At 45.4% G+C, this 17,123-nt stretch carries 18 protein-coding genes; 11 read left to right on the forward strand and 7 right to left on the reverse strand.

What is annotated here, in order from left to right; translation table 11 throughout:
* The 5 genes from cobJ to ASULF_RS02765 all read right to left on the reverse strand — a co-directional run bounded on the left by cobJ (position 1) and on the right by ASULF_RS02765 (position 3,250).
* Positions 1-753 carry a precorrin-3B C(17)-methyltransferase gene (gene cobJ / locus ASULF_RS12115; RefSeq protein ID WP_015590172.1) on the reverse strand — a complete coding sequence of 251 codons (753 nt, stop codon included), beginning with the start codon at positions 751-753 and terminating at the stop codon, positions 1-3.
* On the reverse strand, positions 737-1,438 hold the full coding sequence (locus ASULF_RS02750; RefSeq protein ID WP_015590173.1) for a cobalamin biosynthesis protein: 702 nt from the start codon (positions 1,436-1,438) through the stop codon (positions 737-739). The genes cobJ and ASULF_RS02750 overlap by 17 nt, the downstream gene beginning before the upstream one ends.
* Positions 1,435-2,166: a cobalt-precorrin-4/precorrin-4 C(11)-methyltransferase gene (locus tag ASULF_RS02755; RefSeq protein WP_015590174.1), complete on the reverse strand. Its 732-nt coding sequence runs from the start codon at positions 2,164-2,166 to the stop codon at positions 1,435-1,437. Before ASULF_RS02755 ends, ASULF_RS02750 begins: the two co-directional genes overlap by 4 nt.
* 42 nt (positions 2,167-2,208) lie before the next feature.
* Complete coding sequence (locus tag ASULF_RS02760) at positions 2,209-2,856, reverse strand: hypothetical protein (protein WP_015590175.1); 648 nt, start codon at positions 2,854-2,856, stop codon at positions 2,209-2,211.
* A gap of 166 nt (positions 2,857-3,022) precedes the next feature.
* Positions 3,023-3,250, reverse strand: coding sequence for an Lrp/AsnC ligand binding domain-containing protein (locus tag ASULF_RS02765; protein WP_015590176.1), 228 nt, complete (start codon positions 3,248-3,250; stop codon positions 3,023-3,025).
* Between the two features lie 106 nt (positions 3,251-3,356).
* On the opposite strand from ASULF_RS02765, the gene mptA reads away from it, so the two are divergent.
* From mptA to cobA, 7 genes are read left to right on the forward strand one after another with little or no spacing between them, the layout of a single operon-like run.
* The gene (gene mptA / locus ASULF_RS02770; RefSeq protein WP_015590177.1) at positions 3,357-4,286 is read left to right on the forward strand and encodes a GTP cyclohydrolase MptA; all 930 of its coding nucleotides are present in this window, start codon (positions 3,357-3,359) and stop codon (positions 4,284-4,286) included.
* Positions 4,270-5,715 (forward strand): phospholipase D-like domain-containing protein, encoded by a 1,446-nt coding sequence (locus tag ASULF_RS02775; RefSeq protein ID WP_015590178.1) that lies wholly within the window; start codon positions 4,270-4,272, stop codon positions 5,713-5,715. The genes mptA and ASULF_RS02775 overlap by 17 nt, the downstream gene beginning before the upstream one ends.
* A 59-nt stretch (positions 5,716-5,774) precedes the next feature.
* Positions 5,775-7,079: a glutamyl-tRNA reductase gene (gene hemA, locus ASULF_RS02780; protein ID WP_015590179.1), complete on the forward strand. Its 1,305-nt coding sequence runs from the start codon at positions 5,775-5,777 to the stop codon at positions 7,077-7,079.
* Positions 7,030-7,974: a porphobilinogen synthase gene (gene hemB / locus ASULF_RS02785; protein ID WP_015590180.1), complete on the forward strand. Its 945-nt coding sequence runs from the start codon at positions 7,030-7,032 to the stop codon at positions 7,972-7,974. The genes hemA and hemB overlap by 50 nt, the downstream gene beginning before the upstream one ends.
* A 12-nt stretch (positions 7,975-7,986) precedes the next feature.
* Positions 7,987-9,246 carry a glutamate-1-semialdehyde 2,1-aminomutase gene (gene hemL, locus ASULF_RS02790; protein ID WP_015590181.1) on the forward strand — a complete coding sequence of 420 codons (1,260 nt, stop codon included), beginning with the start codon at positions 7,987-7,989 and terminating at the stop codon, positions 9,244-9,246.
* The gene (gene hemC, locus ASULF_RS02795; protein ID WP_015590182.1) at positions 9,228-10,109 is read left to right on the forward strand and encodes a hydroxymethylbilane synthase; all 882 of its coding nucleotides are present in this window, start codon (positions 9,228-9,230) and stop codon (positions 10,107-10,109) included. Before hemL ends, hemC begins: the two co-directional genes overlap by 19 nt.
* Positions 10,096-10,908, forward strand: a complete 813-nt coding sequence (gene cobA, locus ASULF_RS02800) for a uroporphyrinogen-III C-methyltransferase (RefSeq protein WP_015590183.1) — start codon at positions 10,096-10,098, stop codon at positions 10,906-10,908. Before hemC ends, cobA begins: the two co-directional genes overlap by 14 nt.
* Here the strand turns inward: cobA and ASULF_RS02805 are convergent.
* Together ASULF_RS02805 and cobS are read right to left on the reverse strand one after the other, a co-directional pair.
* The gene (locus tag ASULF_RS02805) at positions 10,850-11,398 is read right to left on the reverse strand and encodes a GTP--adenosylcobinamide-phosphate guanylyltransferase (protein ID WP_015590184.1); all 549 of its coding nucleotides are present in this window, start codon (positions 11,396-11,398) and stop codon (positions 10,850-10,852) included. The two genes, cobA and ASULF_RS02805, sit on opposite strands and share 59 nt — an antisense overlap.
* Positions 11,383-12,078, reverse strand: a complete 696-nt coding sequence (gene cobS, locus ASULF_RS02810; protein ID WP_015590185.1) for an adenosylcobinamide-GDP ribazoletransferase — start codon at positions 12,076-12,078, stop codon at positions 11,383-11,385. Before cobS ends, ASULF_RS02805 begins: the two co-directional genes overlap by 16 nt.
* 58 nt (positions 12,079-12,136) lie before the next feature.
* On the opposite strand from cobS, the gene cbiB reads away from it, so the two are divergent.
* The 4 genes from cbiB to pheS all read left to right on the forward strand — a co-directional run bounded on the left by cbiB (position 12,137) and on the right by pheS (position 17,123).
* Positions 12,137-12,997, forward strand: a complete 861-nt coding sequence (gene cbiB, locus ASULF_RS02815) for an adenosylcobinamide-phosphate synthase CbiB (protein ID WP_015590186.1) — start codon at positions 12,137-12,139, stop codon at positions 12,995-12,997.
* Between the two features lie 28 nt (positions 12,998-13,025).
* On the forward strand, positions 13,026-14,468 hold the full coding sequence (locus tag ASULF_RS02820) for a radical SAM protein (protein ID WP_015590187.1): 1,443 nt from the start codon (positions 13,026-13,028) through the stop codon (positions 14,466-14,468).
* 59 nt (positions 14,469-14,527) lie between these two features.
* On the forward strand, positions 14,528-15,403 hold the full coding sequence (locus tag ASULF_RS11275) for an MBL fold metallo-hydrolase (protein ID WP_015590188.1): 876 nt from the start codon (positions 14,528-14,530) through the stop codon (positions 15,401-15,403).
* A 298-nt stretch (positions 15,404-15,701) separates the two neighbouring features.
* Complete coding sequence (gene pheS / locus ASULF_RS02830) at positions 15,702-17,123, forward strand: phenylalanine--tRNA ligase subunit alpha (RefSeq protein WP_048098286.1); 1,422 nt, start codon at positions 15,702-15,704, stop codon at positions 17,121-17,123.

The raw sequence follows: 17,123 nt of genomic DNA on the forward strand, positions 1-17,123 counted from the left end.
TCAGAAATTGTATTTGTTTCCGTAGCCTCTCGGAGAAATCATTCTCCCATCGTCGATTATCGTTTCAGAATTTGGCACTATCAGAATTGTGCTCATATCAACAACCTCCGGACATTGGATTATCTCGGAAACCCTCTTAAACAACACCATCTCACCCTCTCTGTAAGCGTTCTTTACAATCCCTATCATAGCATCTCCCCGATGCTCTCTGATTATCTCCATCGCCCTTATCAGGTTAGATTTTCGCCTTCTGCTTGATGGATTGTATATTACAACAACGAAATCTCCTTTCAGTGCATGTAGCAACCTTTTTTCAATCTTCTTCCACGGGATCAGCAAATCGCTCAGGCTGATCACGGCATGATCTCCGCTTATGGCGGATCCAAGCAGAGATGATGCTGCACAGGATGCTGTAACTCCCGGGATAGCCTCCACATCAACATCGATATTGTTTCTGGATACATACTCGATAACCAGCGGGAGTATACCGTAGATGGATGGATCACCACCGCTGATCAGGCTCACCCTGCTCTCTTCTGCCAGCTTTACAGCCATTCTGACCCTTTCAACCTCTCTGCCCATTCCGCTCTCGATAACCTTCTTATCCTTGACGAGGTCGTAGATTCTTTTGATGTAGGTCTTATGCCCGAGGATGTATTCCGAATCTTTCAAGGCATTCAGAGCTTTTATTGTCAGCAAATCTGTACTTCCGGGGCCTATGCCAACAACATAGAGCTTACCTCGCGATTGCAACGGTCACACCCCCGTAAACCCTCTTGGGCAGCAAAAGCTCTCCGGAGCTCGAGGAGTATATTGCACAAGCTTCGGCAACATTCTTCACACCAATAATCTTTGCTTTAGTCTCTTGAACATCCATTGAGTTCAGCTCATCTCTTTTAACGAAAATTATCGGTTTCTTGAGTTCATCTGCAACCTCGAGTATCACACTGCCCTTTTTGTCCTCGATCGTGGATAAAACTCTTACATCCTCCATTTCAGCATTAATCTCTTTCAGAGTATTTCGAATTGCCAGAATTATCTCATCAGCTTTAACACTCTTTCTGAACCCAACTCCAACGCTTAATCCGTGAGAGAACTCCATCGCGGTCGTTATTATCGCTTTCATACCAAATGTCTCGAGGTACTTCGCGATCTCGTTGCCACCATGGTGACCACCGAGTACCGGGATGGCATGCATCAGCGGCTTGTCGAGAACCACAACTGCAGGATCAGTCCACTTGGACTTCAGGTACGGGCATATGCCCCTCACAACTATGCCCGAGGGCATGTAAGCGACTACGCAGTCATAGTCAGTAAGATCTTCCCAGACATGCTTTTTGTAGATCACCGTATCGACATCGTATTTCTTCTCAAGAAATCGTTTTATCTCTTTGAGCTTTTCAGCATCTCTCTCAAAGCAGAGGAGAGCTATCTTCATCCTTTCACTCCTTCAGCAAAGCAACCGTACAGATATGACCTCTCTGCTGAACCTTTAACAGCTTTGCCAATAATTATGGTTGCAGTCCTTCTTATTCCAAGCTTTCTCACATCTTCAGCGATGTTTCTGAGGCTGGATATTATCTTGATCTCATCCTCTCTCGAGGCATGATACACTACAGCACATGGCTCATCAAAACCCCTGATTTTTCCAACTTTTTCGACAATGTAGTCTATCTTGGCAACACCTAAAAGAATGACAATTGTTAGCGGAAGCTTTGCAACCTCTTCGAGGTAATCCTCTTCGAGAGTCCTCCCTTTTGGCCTCAGAATTGCAACCCCATTGCAACCAGCTGTCAGCTCAATTCCAAGAGATGCTGATGATGCAAAAACACTGCTGACTCCAGGAATTACTTCAACATCAATCCCCCTCGACTTCAGCTCATTGATCTGTTCGGCAATCGCGCCATATATTGAAGGGTCCCCACTCTGAACTCTAACAACAAGTTTACCTTCGTTTAAGGCTTTTTCAATAATGTCAACGATCTCTTCCAGAGTTAAGCCATAGCTGCTGATCTTTTCACCCTTAAACTGAGAAAGGGACTCCTCTTCGATGATGGATCCAGGATAGATTATTAAATCTGCTTTCTTAAGCAGATTGAACGCCTTAACTGTCAGCAACTCCGGATCTCCGGGGCCAAACCCAATAAAGTAAACTTTATTTGACATTGAATCACCTTAATTTGGCTTAAGGTGTAGAAAATATAACTTTTACTGCGGTATCAGGATATCCCTGTGCTTCCTCAGAATCTCGTAGTATGTTTCGGGATCGAGTTCTGTTAGAGATGCATTATCAACATCCAGAATGTAGATGGAGTGAAGCCTTGCGTTCTTCACTTCATTGATTGTTACCGGAGGGTTGCTGTAGTATATATCGCAGAGACTCTTAACCCTCTTCAATTCGCTTAACTTTCTTTTTCTCGGGGGTAGAAGGAATATCTCATCTACTGGCATTAAATAGTGCTGGGGGACACCTATCACGAATTTTGAGCAGTAGTGGCTGTATCTTGCTATTTTGCTTGAGATTCTTGCCCTGAGATACCTTTGAGGGTCGAGGGCATGGAATGGAGGAACGAATCCGGTTTCGATCTCCACGATGATGTTTCCAAGTCCCTTCTCTCCGTAAACATCGCAGCTTATTGAGTTCAGGTTGTACTCAACATCCACGCTGTAACCCTTATCGAGTAGATGTCTTGCTACAATTAGCTCCATGACTGAATGAGCAGTATTTACGATCTTTCTCTCCTTTAGCTCTACGAGATTATCTCTGAGCCTGAGAATCTCACTTTTCTGTTCTTCCTCAAGATCATCTGAAATTTTTTCGACCAGTTCATTCAGGTCTTTTATAAAATTCTCCATATCACAACACCAAAAACTTTAAGTATTATTAATTATAAATAAGTATTGCAGGTGAAGGGCACGCTTCGGGATAGTAGTATCCTAAACCTTCGGGAGATAGCATCAAACGAAGGATAGGAAACTGAGATTCCGAGGCTCAGATTCACCTGCACCATTCTTTCGTTCATTACTTGGTTACTATTAGCGTGAGTGTGCTTCTCAGGCCAGCTTTCTTTCTTATGTTTTCGACTATCTTTCTGAGGGTATCGGTGTCTTCAGCCTGAGCCTTGACCACTATGTCGTACACTCCATACACGATGTGTACTTCCATAACTCCGTTCATGTTCATTAAAGCATCATATACCTTCTCTTCATCTCCAATCTCGGTGTTGATCAGGATATATGCAAGCAGCATGTTTGTAATTTCACTCAATCCTACATATTTTTTTCTGAAGAATTCGTTTTGCAATCTCGATTAAAAATAGCTATCCTTTTATACCTGATACAAGAAAATTAGAAGGATGCTCCCTGATGTTCAGCTACTCGAACCCGATGTGCCGATAGGACTCAGCAGAGTTGGTGCAACAGGAGTTAAGAAGCTCGTTCAGGTTGAGCGAGATGGTAAAAGGCCGATAATTCTCATCTCCAACTTCGATGTTTTTGTTGATCTGCCTTCCACGAGGAAAGGTGTAAACCTGAGCAGAAATTTCGAGGCTGTGGACGAGGTTATTGAGAACCTCACAGCCACCCCCGTCAAGACAGTGGAAGAGCTTACGATAAAGATGGCCGATGCCCTGCTTGAGAAGCATGAGTACGCAACCAAGGCTGAGGTGAAGATGGTCTCAGAGCTTATCTTAAGAAAGAGAACTCCGGTAACCCATCAGAAAACTCAGGAGGTTGTTAAGATCTTCTGTGATGCTGTTAAGTGGAAGGATGGGAATCAGAGGATTCTTGTTGGGGTTGAGGTCACCGGAATAACATCCTGTCCATGCGCTCAGGAGCTTGTAAAGGCGAAGTATGCCGAGGTGTTGAAAAATAGTTTTAGCGATGATGAAATCTCAAAAATAATGCAGATAATTCCATTCCCATCCCACAACCAGCGTGGAAGGGCGAGAATAAAGATGGAGGTTAAAGATGGTTTTTCGCCATCTATAGATGAGCTGATCGAGGTTGCGAGGAGTTCGATGAGCTATGAAATTTACGAGATTCTGAAGAGGGAGGATGAGCTTGCAGTAGTCGAGAATGTACACAAAAATCCGAGGTTTGTCGAGGATAGCGTCAGGATAATGGCTAAAAAAACCGTTGAAAAGTTTGTGAACGCTCCTGATGACATCTTGGTTATTTTCAGGCAGGAAAATGAGGAGAGCATACACCAGCACAATGTTGTGGCCGAAAGAGTGGCAACCCTTGGGGAGTTGAGAAAAGAACTCAACAATGAGGGTAAGTTCTGAGATATCCCTGCTAATTCTGCTAATCCTGATTCTTTTAATTCTTCCTGCTCAAGCGAACTCTATTGTTGAGGTATGCCCGAATTGTGGTAGCTATGAGTTCGTCAGGCTCAGCCTGAGTGAGTGCAGGGATGGCTATCTTACTGATGGGGAAGGAAAAGTTCTTCTGCCAGAACAGGGAGAGGTTATAGTTACAAAAAGCTTGGAGGAATTTTACAAAAAATTTGGATATAATGCGACGATTGAAGCAGGCGGAAAGTTCAGGTTATCAAACACTGGTGAGGAGATATACCTCTACTGCAATAACACACTTGCCGATACTTTCTCATATGGCAGAAACGGAATGATTCCATACTGCGATAGGGATGTGGTTTATTATCGCTCAGATGGATGGGATTTCAGATACCTCAACTGGACATCCTTCGAGCCAGTAAGCGATACGGTTTCTGCCAGAATAGTCATTTTCCCGAATAAATTCAAGATTAAAGCCAACTACAGTGTTGTTCTTGCATCATACATTCTGCACGATGATTTTCACGATATGGTTGATGAGAACATCAACCTCACGCTTCTGCTCGATGCCAACCCAGTTGGTGGGATACCCCTCGATGAGATGGAGGTTGTTAGGAAAGCCGATCAGGTTTACTTCCTGAAAAGCCAGAGTTACAAAAACTTTCACTACAAATTTGCGGTAGTTGATGATAAAAGGGTGATAGTAACAACCGAAAACTGGAAGACAACAAACAGAGGTTTTCTGATTGAGTTTAAAAGTGAGAAAATAGCAAAGAGGCTGAAAGAGCTTGTGGATAACGATATAAAATATGCCACATCCCTGCAATCATTCTCCGATTTCAGGGGCAGCAGATCTTTTGTCGTTGAGGCTGGCAGCTACAGCTTTAGGGGAAATGTGACGCTCTACATCCTTCCTGACAGCAACCCAATCTTTGATATGATCGCTGAATCCAGAGAAGAGCTTCTGATAGAGGTGCCGTACATGGATCTGACATGGTTTGGCGATGATTATCTGCTGGATCTGCTTAAATCTTCCTGCGAAAATGGAGCTAAAATAAGAATTCTCCTTGATTCAAAACATTCTGCAGAGAGGAATCTGAAGCTGATAGAGTTTCTTAACCATTTCAGGAACTGCGACCTCGAGGCCAAGATGATAAAGCTGAAGGGCTTCGATTCCCTGCACGGAAAGATGCTGTATGCCGATGGCAGATGCGTAATAACATCCGCAAACTTCAACGAATACGGCTTAAAGCTTAACAGGGAGATAGCAATCCTCATCGACAACAAATCAGCATGCAACTTCCTGAGAAATCAATTTTATGATGACTGGGAGGACAGGTTTGAAATTCCTGATTTTTCCTTACCAACCTCTGTGCTTTCAATTGCCATAGCCGTTCTGATAGCCAATCGGAAACGGTAAGGCGGGAGATAAAGTTATAAATAGAGTCCACTTCTAAAAGCTTTAACCCGGGTGGTGGTATGGAAATCACATGCATGGTCATTTCTCACAAAAAAGCTCCCATAGATGTTCTTGAGAAAATATGGCAGAAGGATTTGAGGAAGGTAATTGTGGACATGCTTTCAAGGAAGGAGATCAGCGAATGTGCCTTCCTCATGACATGCAACAGGGTTGAGCTTTACCTTGTTGGCAACAACACGATGGATGTTTTGAGGGAGTTCTCATCAAAGTTCGAAATCGATGAAAGTTATGTTGAATACAAGAAGGATGATTCTGCCATCATGCATCTAATGCGGGTTTGCTCTGGTTTGGAGTCGATGATGGTAGGAGAGGATCAGATTCTCGGGCAGGTCAGGGAGTACTATCACATCTGCAAGGATCTTGGTGGGATAGGAGGTTATCTTGACTTGGTTTTCAAAAAGGCGATAAATACTGGCAGAAAGGTCAGAAACCTCACCGGGATCAACAAAGGCTCTGTCAGCATAGGTTCTGCTGCAGTCGAGCTGGCTGAAGATGTCCTCGGCAGTTTGGATGGCAGGAAGATACTGTTAATTGGAGCTGGAGAGATGGGAACGCTTGTTGCGAACTCAATAGCTAATAAAAACGCATGCACGGTTTTGATAGCCAACAGGACTTATGAGAAGGCTGAAGAGCTTGCAAAAAAGATTGGTGGAGTGGCTGTAAGGTTCGACATGCTCGAGTCCTGCATGACAGATTGCGATGTTATAATCTCCGCAACCTCTGCCCCCCATTACATACTCAGGAAGGATACGGTTGAAAGGGTGATGCGGAACAGGGACAGAGGAATTCTGATAGTGGATATCGCCCTTCCGAGGGATGTGGAGGAGGATGTGAAACAAATTCCTGGTGTTGAGCTTTACACAATAGATGATTTGAGGATTATAAGCGAAAGAAATCTTGAGAAAAGGAAGGAAAAGATACCAATGGCTGAGAAGATAATCCATGAGGAATTCATCAATCTCAAAAACGCAATCAAGGAGAAGAAGGCAAATCATGCTATAAGCCTGATGTACTCTTCTGCTGAAAGGATAAAGAGGGATGAGATTATCGAACTCTACAACAAGCTCTCCGCAAAATACGGGGTCGATGAGACAGTTCTGCCAATACTGGAGGGATTTGTGAACTCTCTGGTTAAGAAGTATCTCAGGCTGCCAACGATGAGGCTCAGAGAGGCTGCAAGAAACGGAAAACCCGAGATAATCGAATATGTTGAATACCTTTTTGGAGGTGAAGACTTTGTTTCCTGTAACGAGGATGCGAAGACTGAGAAAGAAAAAGCTGAGGCAGATTCTGAAAGAGGTTAGGCTGAGTAAGGATAATCTGATAGTTCCAATTTTCGTTGATGAAAACCTGAAGGAGCCATATGAGATCCCATCGATGCCGTCCTACTTCAGGTATCCAATAGACGGTGTTGTGGATGAGGTTGAGAGGTGCATGGAAATTGGATTAAAAGCCTTCATATTGTTCGGTTTGCCCTCTTATAAAGATGAAAAGGGCAGTTCTGCATATGATAGGGATGGAGTTATTCAGAAAGCTCTTAGAGCGGTTAGCAAGGAATTTGATGACGCGATTCTGATCACGGATGTCTGCTTATGTGAGTACACAAGCCACGGACACTGCGGTGTTGTTGAGGGAATGGAAATTCTGAACGATCCAACGCTCGAGCTCATAGCGGAAACAGCGCTGAGCCATGCCGAAGCAGGAGCAGATATTGTGGCTCCATCTGGAATGATGGATGGGATGGTTAAGGCTATAAGGGAAAAGCTTGATGGGAATGGATTTCAGGACATACCGATAATGAGCTACTCTGCAAAGTATGCCTCAAGTTTCTACTCTCCTTTCAGAGAGGCTGCTGATTCTGGTTTTGCTTTTGGTGACAGGAAGAGCTACCAGATGGACATACACAACTCCGATGAGGCTATGAGGGAGATAGAACTTGACATCATGGAGGGAGCGGACATCGTTATGGTCAAGCCGGCTCTGGCTTATCTGGACATAATCAGGAGGGCAAAGGATACCTTCAACATCCCACTTGCAGCTTACAATGTTAGCGGTGAGTATGCGATGGTGAAGTCTGCCGAGAAGCTGGGATGGCTCGATGGAAAGGCGATAGCCTATGAGATTCTCACTGCAATAAAAAGAGCTGGTGCCGATCTTATAATAACCTATCATGCAAAGGAAATTGCTGATCTGATTTAGGAGGTGATCATTTTGGATTTCAATCTGGAAAAGTCCAAAAACCTTTATTCACACGCTATCGATATACTGCCAGGAGGAGTGAGCAGCCCTGTCAGGGCTGTTAAACCCCAGCCTTTCTATACGAAATACGCTAAGGGCTCTAGGATAGTGGATGTTGATGGAAACGAGTACATCGACTGCTGCATGGCGTATGGGCCGCTAATTCTTGGCCACGCACATCCCGTCGTTAGAGAGGCTATAGAGCGGCAGCTTGAGAAGGGCTGGCTTTACGGAACACCGGTAGAGCTTGAGATTGAGTACGGGAAGCTGATAAAGAAGCTGTATCCATCGATAGAGATGCTCAGATTCGTCAACTCTGGTAGTGAGGCTACGATGAGCGCGATAAGGCTTGCAAGAGGATTTACAGGGAAGAAGAAGATCGTGAAGGTTGAGGGAAGTTTCCATGGAGCACACGATGCGGTTCTGGTTAAAGCAGGCAGTGGTGCAACAACCCACGGTGTGCCAAATTCTGCCGGAGTTCCTGAGGAGTTCGTTGCCAATACGCTGCAGGTTCCGTACAACGATGCTGAGGCTCTTGCGGATCTGCTTGAGAAAAATGAGGATGTTGCCTGCTTAATACTCGAACCGATAATGGGAAATTCAAGCCTCATACTGCCGGAAGAGGACTACCTGAAGGAAGTTAGAAAGATAACGGCTGAAAATGATGTTCTCCTGATTTTTGACGAGATAATAACCGGATTCAGGGTATCCATCGGAGGCGCTCAGGAGCTTTACGGTATAAAGCCCGATATAACAACCCTCGGAAAAATCGCTGGTGGAGGGCTGCCATGCGGGATATTCGGCGGAAGAAAGGAGATAATGGAGAGCATATCCCCTGTTGGGCCGGTATATCAGGCTGGAACATTCAGCGGCAACCCGCTCACCCTGACAGCCGGGTATGCTACGGTTAGGTTCCTGATGGAGAATGAGGTCTATAACTATCTGAAAAAGCTCACGGAGGATATTGCCGAGAGGGTCAGGGATGCTGCAAAAGTTGATGTGGGCCACATAGCCTCGATGTTCTGCATATACTTCGGACAGAAGCCCAGGAACTATCAGGATGCACTGAAGCTTGATGCGGAGAAGTTCAAAGCCTTCTTCTGGGAACTCCTCAAAGAGGGTGTATTCTTCCCGCCATCGCAGTACGAGACCTGCTTCCTTTCGTATTCCCACAGTGAGAGCGATGCTGAGAAAATTGCGGAGGCAGTAATCGAATGTCTGAGAAAGTTGTAGTGGGGACAAGGGGGAGCAAGCTCGCTCTGGCTCAGACAAACAAAGTTGTAGAAAGGCTCAGGGATCAGTATGAGGTAGAGATCAGGATCATCAAGACCAAAGGGGACATAATGAAAGATAAGCCACTATATGCGTTCAAGGGCTCCGGGGCTTTTGTAAGGGCGATAGATGAGGCCCTCGCAAACAGTGAGATCGATATTGCAGTTCACAGCCTGAAGGATGTGCCGGTGGAGAGAGTGGAAGGAACTGTTATCTCAGCCTACCTTGAGAGGGAGAGCCCGTACGATGCGTTCATATCCAAGGATGGCAGCAGGCTTGAGGAGATGGAGTATGGAGCCGTCATAGGAACATCAAGCTTGAGAAGAGCCGCACAGCTCAGGAGGTTCAGGGAGGATCTCGTAATTAAGAATATCCGGGGGAATCTGGATACGAGGCTGAGAAAGCTTGGGGATGGATATGATGGCATAATCGTGGCTGAAGCTGGACTGATAAGGCTCAGTCTGGACATAGATTATCAGAGGCTGGATTCCGAGAGCTTCATCCCTTCAGCAAATCAGGGGATAATCGCGGTTGCAACTAGAGAGGGGGAGGAAAGCTTGGTATCCTTCATGAACCACGAGAATACCATGCTATCTGCTATTGCCGAAAGAGAAGTCTTAAAAGTTCTGGGTATTGGATGTACAGTTCCAGCAGGAATTCTCGCCGAAACTGATGGCTCATCCATGAAGGTAACATGCGAAATACTCGAGCCTGATGGAAAAGAGGTTTTGAAGATGTCAGAGGAGTTCAGCTTTGATGGTTTGAAGGAAGTCATCAAAAAGGCACGGAAGTTTGCCGAGGCTGTTAAGGATGGTTACGGCTAAAGGAGAGGTATATCTGATAGGTGCAGGCCCCGGAGATCCGGAGCTTTTAACCCTTAAGGCTTTGAGGCTTATAAGGGAAGCAGATGTGGCCCTCATCGACGACCTCATCGGAGATGAGATAAAGGAACTCGTTAGGAGAGAGTGCAAAGAGGTCATAGATGTTGGCAAGAGGGCTGGAAGGCATAAGAAGACACAGGATGAAATAAATGAGCTCCTTTACAGGTATGCGAGTGAGGGTAAGAAAGTTGCGAGAATTAAAGGTGGAGACCCATTCGTTTTTGGCAGAGGTGGAGAGGAGGCAGAGTTTCTCGCTGAGAGAGGTATCAGGGTCAAAGTAGTTCCCGGCATATCCTCTGCAATAGCAGCTCCACCACTGGCGGGAATACCGCTGAACCACAGGAGGTTCTCTCCGGCAGTGGTCATAATGACGGGAAGGGAAAGGGAGAGCAGGGAAGGCAAGGAAAGGATCACATGGGATGCTCTCGCGAAAATCAACGCGACAATAGTGATTCTGATGGGAGTATCAAATCTGGAGAGGAATGTCCGGAAACTGATAGAGCATGGAAAGGACCCGGAGACTCCTGTGGCGATCATCGAGAACGCGACCATGGAGAATCAGAGAGTTGTGGAGGGAAAATTAAAGAATATAGCCGAGATAGCCAGAAAAAAGGGTGTGAAAGCACCAGCCATAATCATCATAGGGGATGTTGTTGGCCTGAGAGAAACTCTCAGAGATTTCGTCAGCTATCCAGATATTTCGCAAACAAATTCGCCAGATAAAGATCAAACGGATAGTTGATGTTAAGGGCCAGCAGTACATTCTCAAATTCAAAAAACTTCTCTTCTCCTTCAGATACTGTGTTTATCCCTATCAGCACCCTATCTCTATATATTTTGCATGAAGAACCCTTTGGAATCTTTTTCAAGCTTATGCATCCGGTGAGGCTGATGTCTTCCGAGAAGGCTCTCTCTATTGCTTTTATGTCATCCTTCCTGATGAATGGAATATCACATGAAATGCTGATGAAAGCTCCATACTCCTTCAGAATCCACACGACATCCTCGACATAACCCTTTCCGGGAGTTCTGATGTGGGGTATCTCATTCTGCTTGCAGAATCTCTCCGTTTCGGGAGTGTTCCTGCTTAAAGCTACAAGGCAGTCTGAGGAGGTATCAAGCACGGCATCAAGCACCCTTTCAATCAGCCTTTTGCCACCTACTTTGAGCACAGCCTTCTCTCTTCCCATCCTGCTCGATTTTCCTCCAGCAAGAATCACTTTAAGAACCATGCTGAAGCTGCGATGATGAACAGGCTTAAAGCCCTTGTGATCTCAGCGCAGGCTCCGACGCAATCGCCGTTGATTCCTCCAAAGTTCTTTCTGCTCTCTCCTGCCACAATGTACGGTGTGATCATGGCTAAGGTTGATAGCAAATACACTCTGTCAATCATGGAAAGGAATACGATCACTGCCATGTATATGATAGAAGAAAGGACTAGTCTACTTCTGCTCAGACCCTCTGCGAAAAATTTCCCCATACCATCCATAAAATCCCTGTTTGAGAGCATCAGCAGCATCGACATCTTCGAGTTCACCTCTGCTGCAAACACTCCCATGAACGGAATCGCTTCAAGAGCTTGGAGCTGCACGGCAATAATCAAAACAATGGAAAGCACTCCAGCAGTACCAACCTCAACTCCTTTCATAGCCCTAATCTTTCTCTGAGCACCTCCCTTGGTTGCCAGACCGTCGAAGAAATCGGCTAAACCATCGATATGTATTATGCCGATGATTAAATACAGAGAGAGCAGGGATAGAAAGCTTTTGAATGGAATATTCGCGTAAAGAATTGCAGCGGGTATGAATGCTGTTATCAGACCGATTAATGGTAGTAGGGCAATTTCCTGCCTTGCTTTATAGATATCTCCATTTACGGGAATCCTCGTAAAAAAGGAGATGAGATCCTTCATTGCTTGGGGTTAATTGATTAAAGATAAATTTTTTTTGATTGGATGGCTTTTGAAAGCTATGGCTGAAATGCTTCTGGCTCTCCTGCTTGCACTGGCAATAGATCTTGCAGTTGGGGAGCCTCCCGAAATAATCCACCCAACGGTCTGGTTCGGGAAAATAATAGGATTCTTTGACAGAATTTGGGAAAGAAGGGGAAAAATAGATTTTTTTGCGGGAATGGCTTTCTCGGTTTTTGTTATTGCTTTTGCTTTCCTGCTATCCAGAATACCCGATTTGCTCGACCCTTTGGGATTGATTCTGTCAGCATATTTGCTGAAAACAACGTTCTCTATAAGAAGTCTTGAGGAGCATGTGCGAAACACGGCAGTGGAGGATATATCTCTTCAGAGAGAGATGACTGCTAAGATAGTCAGCAGAAATGTTGAAAACCTTGAAAGGCATGAGCTATGCTCGGCATCCATTGAAAGCCTCGCGGAGAATATGGTTGATGCTGTAATCTCTCCTCTGTTTTACTACCTCCTTTTTGGCCTGCCCGGGGCAATGGTGTATAGGGCCATCAACACGATGGATGCGATGATTGGATATAAAGATGAAAGGTACCACCACTTTGGAAAGTTCGTTGCCAAGCTTGATGACATGCTGAACTTCATTCCGGCGAGGCTTGCAGTTATCTTCTTCATTCCGTTCAATCCGAAAAAAGTCTGGAATTACTACAGGAAGGCAAGATACAAGATAAATGACAAGGCTATTGCAATGATGAGTGCGGTTCTTGGGGTTAAACTGGAAAAGAAAGGAGTGTACTCTTTTGAAGGTAGAGATCCTGAAGTAGAGGACATACTGAGGGCTATAAGGGTTTATAGGATCGTGGTTCTCGAGTTTTTAATAGTTGTAGCACTCATAGCACTCAAAAAGATTTAATAGGGGGGACAGACCTCGTATCTGAGGTATGGATGAATTCAACCCGCTCTACAAGAGGTGGAGGAAGGGGCTTAAAAGGGTGGCTTTAGTCTATCCCAACCGCTATGTTGGGGGTATCTCGAATCTGGGCTTGCAGTACATCTACCACAGAATAAATTTAATGGATGGGTTCGTTTGTGAGAGGTTCTATTCCGATGTTTTTGATGGGTTGAAGAGCGTTGAAACCTCAACTCCCCTTTCCAGTTTCGATATTGCCCTGTTCTCAATCCAGTACGAGGAGGATGTGTTCAAGGCATATGAGATCCTAAAGAAAAGCGGGTTTAGTGGTTTGAAGATAGCCGGAGGGCCGTGTATAATGGAAAATCCAAGGCCATACGAGAAAATCTTTGATTTTCTGTATGTTGGGGAGTTGGAATCATCCAGTTTTTTCGACAGGCTTCAATTTAATGACCTGAAAGATTGCGAGGGGATCTACTCTCCGGGAAAGCGCGTTAAAAGTGTTAGGAGTAAGCTGGATGAGCATCTGGAGATGCAGATAATCGGGAATTCAGCATATGGGAGGGCTTTGCTTCTTGAAATCGGGAGAGGGTGTGTGAGGAACTGCAGGTTCTGCATAGTCAGAAGAATATACTTCCCGTGCAGGTGGAGGGATGCGGAGCTTTTGCTTGAGGTTGCTGAGAAAAACAGAAAGTTTGTGGACAAAGTTGCACTGATAGCTCCTTCTCCTTCAGATCATCCCGAGTTCAGGGAGATAGTCTTTGGGCTTGCAGACATGGGGTTCTCGGTCTCTCCTTCATCGATCAGGGCTGATAAGATAGATGAGGAGATAATAGGAGTTCTGAAAGCATCTGGGCTGAGAACTCTGACAATAGCTCCTGAGGCTGGTAGTGAGAGACTGAGAGAGGCTCTGAACAAGGGAATAGGGTATGAGGACATAATCAGAACATCTGGACTTGCGGGAGAATACGGGATCGAGAAAATAAAGCTGTACTTCATGGTCGGTCTGCCGGGGGAGAGAAAAGAGGATCTGGATGAGATCGTAAACCTCGCAAAGGAGGTAAGGAATTCTGTAAGGCGAGTGGAGATCTCCGTAAACCCGCTCGTGCCGAAGCCTCATACGCCCTTTCAATGGCTATCCTTTGGGGGGAAGCTGGAGTTTAGGAAGGAGGACATCAGGGAGTTGAAGGAGAAAATAAAGTACCTGTGGAAGAATTTAAGGGGCTTTGAGTTTAAGGCTGGAAGTGTGGAGGAGTTTGCTGTCCAGACGGTTATATCTAGGGGAAAGCAGGATGTTTTCCCTCTGATTGAGAGCGGGAGAGCTAACTCTTTCAGGAACATCTTCAGACTCGGTTTGGACAGGTATCTTGGCTCTGTGGAAGAGCATTGGAGTTGTGTGGATCACGGCTATGATGCTAAAAGGTTGAGAATGGAGCTCGAGAGAGCTTTGAGGATTGCGGGAATTGACTTTTAACACGATTTTAGCACGATTATAATCAAAAAATATTTCTTTAATCATGTCCATTTAGCACTATGATATGCGGCGAGCTTAGAGATGTGCTATGCTTCGATGCAGAGATTCTCAACGAGAACATAATATCCAACTATCTGGTAAAATGTGAGAAACCATCCCTCGTTGAAACGGGCCCTGCATCGATATCAGCCAGTCTGGCTGAAATGATTGAGGAGTATATGGGAGGTCTGGACTACATTTTCATAACACATATCCATCTCGATCATGGCGGTGGGGTTGGACACCTGCTGAAAAATTTCGATGCTAAGGTGGTATGTCATCCGAAAGCTGTGAAGCATCTGACCAACCCGGAAAAGCTGTGGAAAGCATCCGAACAGGCTCTGGGTGAGGTTGCGAGGGTCTATGGAAAGCCGGAGCCTGTGGATGAGGGTGCCATTATCCCTGCGGAGGATGGACAGGAATTTGATTTGGGCAGTGATGTGATCAAGGTCATTCACACTCCCGGACACTCTCCACATCACATCTCCTTCTATCTGCGGGAAAGAAAGATTCTCTTCCCGGGGGATTCCGCAGGATTTCACAGCGAAGGAAGGTTGCTGCCCACGGCACCACCACCCTTCATGTTTGATCTCGCGATAGAGTCGCTTGACAAGCAGATCTCTCTGGATTATGAGTATATCGCATACTCCCATTACAGCTTTGCGAAAAACGAGGGACAGCTTGAGAGGATCAGGGAGATGAAGGTAAGGTGGATGGAAATAGCCCTTGATGTTGTCAGGAATAATGGAGGAATTGAAGAACTGGATAGAAGGCTTAGGGAGGATGTGGACTACAGCTTCTTTGTGAAGTACGACTCGATTATAGCCAGAGGATTTCACCAGCTGACTCTTCTGGGGTTCTACGAGTATGCCAGAAGTAAGCTGGATAAAGGCTAGAGAAGATAGATAGTAACCCTCATGCCCTTACTCTCTTTAAATGTTCCCACCACCGAGGAACAGCAGGATTATAATCAAGCTTACAACGGGTAGCCATGAAACCATAAACACATAATCCTCCATGGAAGATCCATCATCTCGATAGGGACTGGGTTGCCAAGGATCGCTATCACTTTGAGCTTCGCCATCACAGGAACGATACAAACTGATAAGCAACAATCAGATAAAGAGATGAAGAAGTATCCCACCCAGGAAAACCCTAAAAATTTTATATCTCTCTGCTCTCCTAAACCCCATGATGCTTTCTCCGATGGAAATAACCCTGATAAAATCGCTTGAAGAGGGTAAGGATTATGATCTCGAGCAGGCCGCTAAAATTTCCGGATTGAATAAGGATGCTGTTTTAAAAGCTTCATATCTCCTTCAGGAGAAGGGTTTGGCTGAGGTTAAGGTTGTTAAGGATATCAGCTATAGGCTCACTGATGAGGGGGAGAAATATCTTTCAGAGGGTTTGCCTGAGGAGAGGCTGTACAGCCTTATAAAGCAGGGTGTGGACTCAATAGATCAGGCCAAGAAGGAGATGAAGGATTTTGGAATCGCCATAGGATGGCTCAGAAAGAAGGGAATAGCGAAAATCGAGGGAAAGAAGATCGTGCTGTTAAAGGATGCAGATTTCAGGGAAAAAGAACTTTTGAAAAAGATAGATGATGGAGAGACTCCTGAAGGGGTTGATGAACTCATAAGGAGAAAGCTCGTTTCTGTTGATGAGAAGAAGGAAATCTTCGTCAGAATACTCAAAAAACCGTCAGCAGAGATTAAGGATGTTATAAAAGATCTAACCCCAGACATTCTAATTTCCGGAAGCTGGAAGGGTAAGGAATTCCTCAAATATGATGTGAGAATACCCTCAAAGACGATTTTTACCGCGAAGTATCACCCCTACGAGAAAATAGTTGCTGAATGCAGGAAGATATTCCTCGAGATGGGATTTACCGAGATAAAAGGCAGCTTTGTGCAGTCATCTTTCTGGAATTTCGATGCCCTGTTCCAGCCACAGGATCATCCTGCGAGAGATATGCAGGACACATTCTACCTCGATGCCTATGAAGATCTCGATGACGATTTCGTTGAGAAAGTTAAGAGAACACACATCGATGGCTGGAAAACAGGCTCTACCGGGTGGGGTGGTGACTGGAGCCTGGACACTGCAAGAAAGCTCGTGTTGAGGACGCACACAACTGCGATAACTATCCACTATCTGGCCATGAATCCCGAACCTCCGGTTAAGGCTTTCTGCATAGACAGAGTTTACAGGAGGGAGAGCATAGATGCAACCCATCTACCGGAGTTCGATCAGCTTGAGGGTGTCTTACTCGACAAAGATGTTGGATTCAGGCATTTGCTTGGATTGCTGAGGGAATTCTTCCTCAAAATGGGATTCGAGGATGTCAGATTCAGACCAGGATATTTCCCTTACACGGAGCCGAGCGTTGAGCCGGAGGTGTATGTGGATGGCCTGGGATGGGTCGAGCTTGGAGGGGCTGGGGTCTTCAGGAAGGAGGTTACAGAACCACTCGGAATAAAGGGAAAGGTTCTTGCATGGGGGCTTGGAATGGGAAGACTTGCCATGCTCAGGCTTGGTATGAAGGATCTCAGAAAGCTCTATCAGCCGGATCTGGGCTGGTTGAGGGAGATACCAGTAAGCAGGCTGAGGTGGTAA

Source organism: Archaeoglobus sulfaticallidus PM70-1, assembly GCF_000385565.1.
GTDB classification, from domain to species: domain Archaea; phylum Halobacteriota; class Archaeoglobi; order Archaeoglobales; family Archaeoglobaceae; genus Archaeoglobus_A; species Archaeoglobus_A sulfaticallidus.

Coding starts and splice junctions, on each gene's coding strand:
- ASULF_RS02750 (WP_015590173.1), bottom strand. CDS start 1,438: ATGAAGATAGCTCTCCTCTGCTTTGAGAGAGATGCTGAAAAGCTCAAA.
- ASULF_RS02755 (WP_015590174.1), bottom strand. CDS start 2,166: ATGTCAAATAAAGTTTACTTTATTGGGTTTGGCCCCGGAGATCCGGAG.
- ASULF_RS02760 (WP_015590175.1), bottom strand. CDS start 2,856: ATGGAGAATTTTATAAAAGACCTGAATGAACTGGTCGAAAAAATTTCA.
- ASULF_RS02765 (WP_015590176.1), bottom strand. CDS start 3,250: ATGCTGCTTGCATATATCCTGATCAACACCGAGATTGGAGATGAAGAG.
- mptA (WP_015590177.1), top strand. CDS start 3,357: ATGCTCCCTGATGTTCAGCTACTCGAACCCGATGTGCCGATAGGACTC.
- ASULF_RS02775 (WP_015590178.1), top strand. CDS start 4,270: ATGAGGGTAAGTTCTGAGATATCCCTGCTAATTCTGCTAATCCTGATT.
- hemA (WP_015590179.1), top strand. CDS start 5,775: ATGGAAATCACATGCATGGTCATTTCTCACAAAAAAGCTCCCATAGAT.
- hemB (WP_015590180.1), top strand. CDS start 7,030: ATGCGAAGACTGAGAAAGAAAAAGCTGAGGCAGATTCTGAAAGAGGTT.
- hemC (WP_015590182.1), top strand. CDS start 9,228: ATGTCTGAGAAAGTTGTAGTGGGGACAAGGGGGAGCAAGCTCGCTCTG.
- cobA (WP_015590183.1), top strand. CDS start 10,096: ATGGTTACGGCTAAAGGAGAGGTATATCTGATAGGTGCAGGCCCCGGA.
- ASULF_RS02805 (WP_015590184.1), bottom strand. CDS start 11,398: ATGGTTCTTAAAGTGATTCTTGCTGGAGGAAAATCGAGCAGGATGGGA.
- cobS (WP_015590185.1), bottom strand. CDS start 12,078: ATGAAGGATCTCATCTCCTTTTTTACGAGGATTCCCGTAAATGGAGAT.
- cbiB (WP_015590186.1), top strand. CDS start 12,137: ATGGCTGAAATGCTTCTGGCTCTCCTGCTTGCACTGGCAATAGATCTT.
- ASULF_RS02820 (WP_015590187.1), top strand. CDS start 13,026: ATGGATGAATTCAACCCGCTCTACAAGAGGTGGAGGAAGGGGCTTAAA.
- ASULF_RS11275 (WP_015590188.1), top strand. CDS start 14,528: ATGATATGCGGCGAGCTTAGAGATGTGCTATGCTTCGATGCAGAGATT.
- pheS (WP_048098286.1), top strand. CDS start 15,702: ATGCTTTCTCCGATGGAAATAACCCTGATAAAATCGCTTGAAGAGGGT.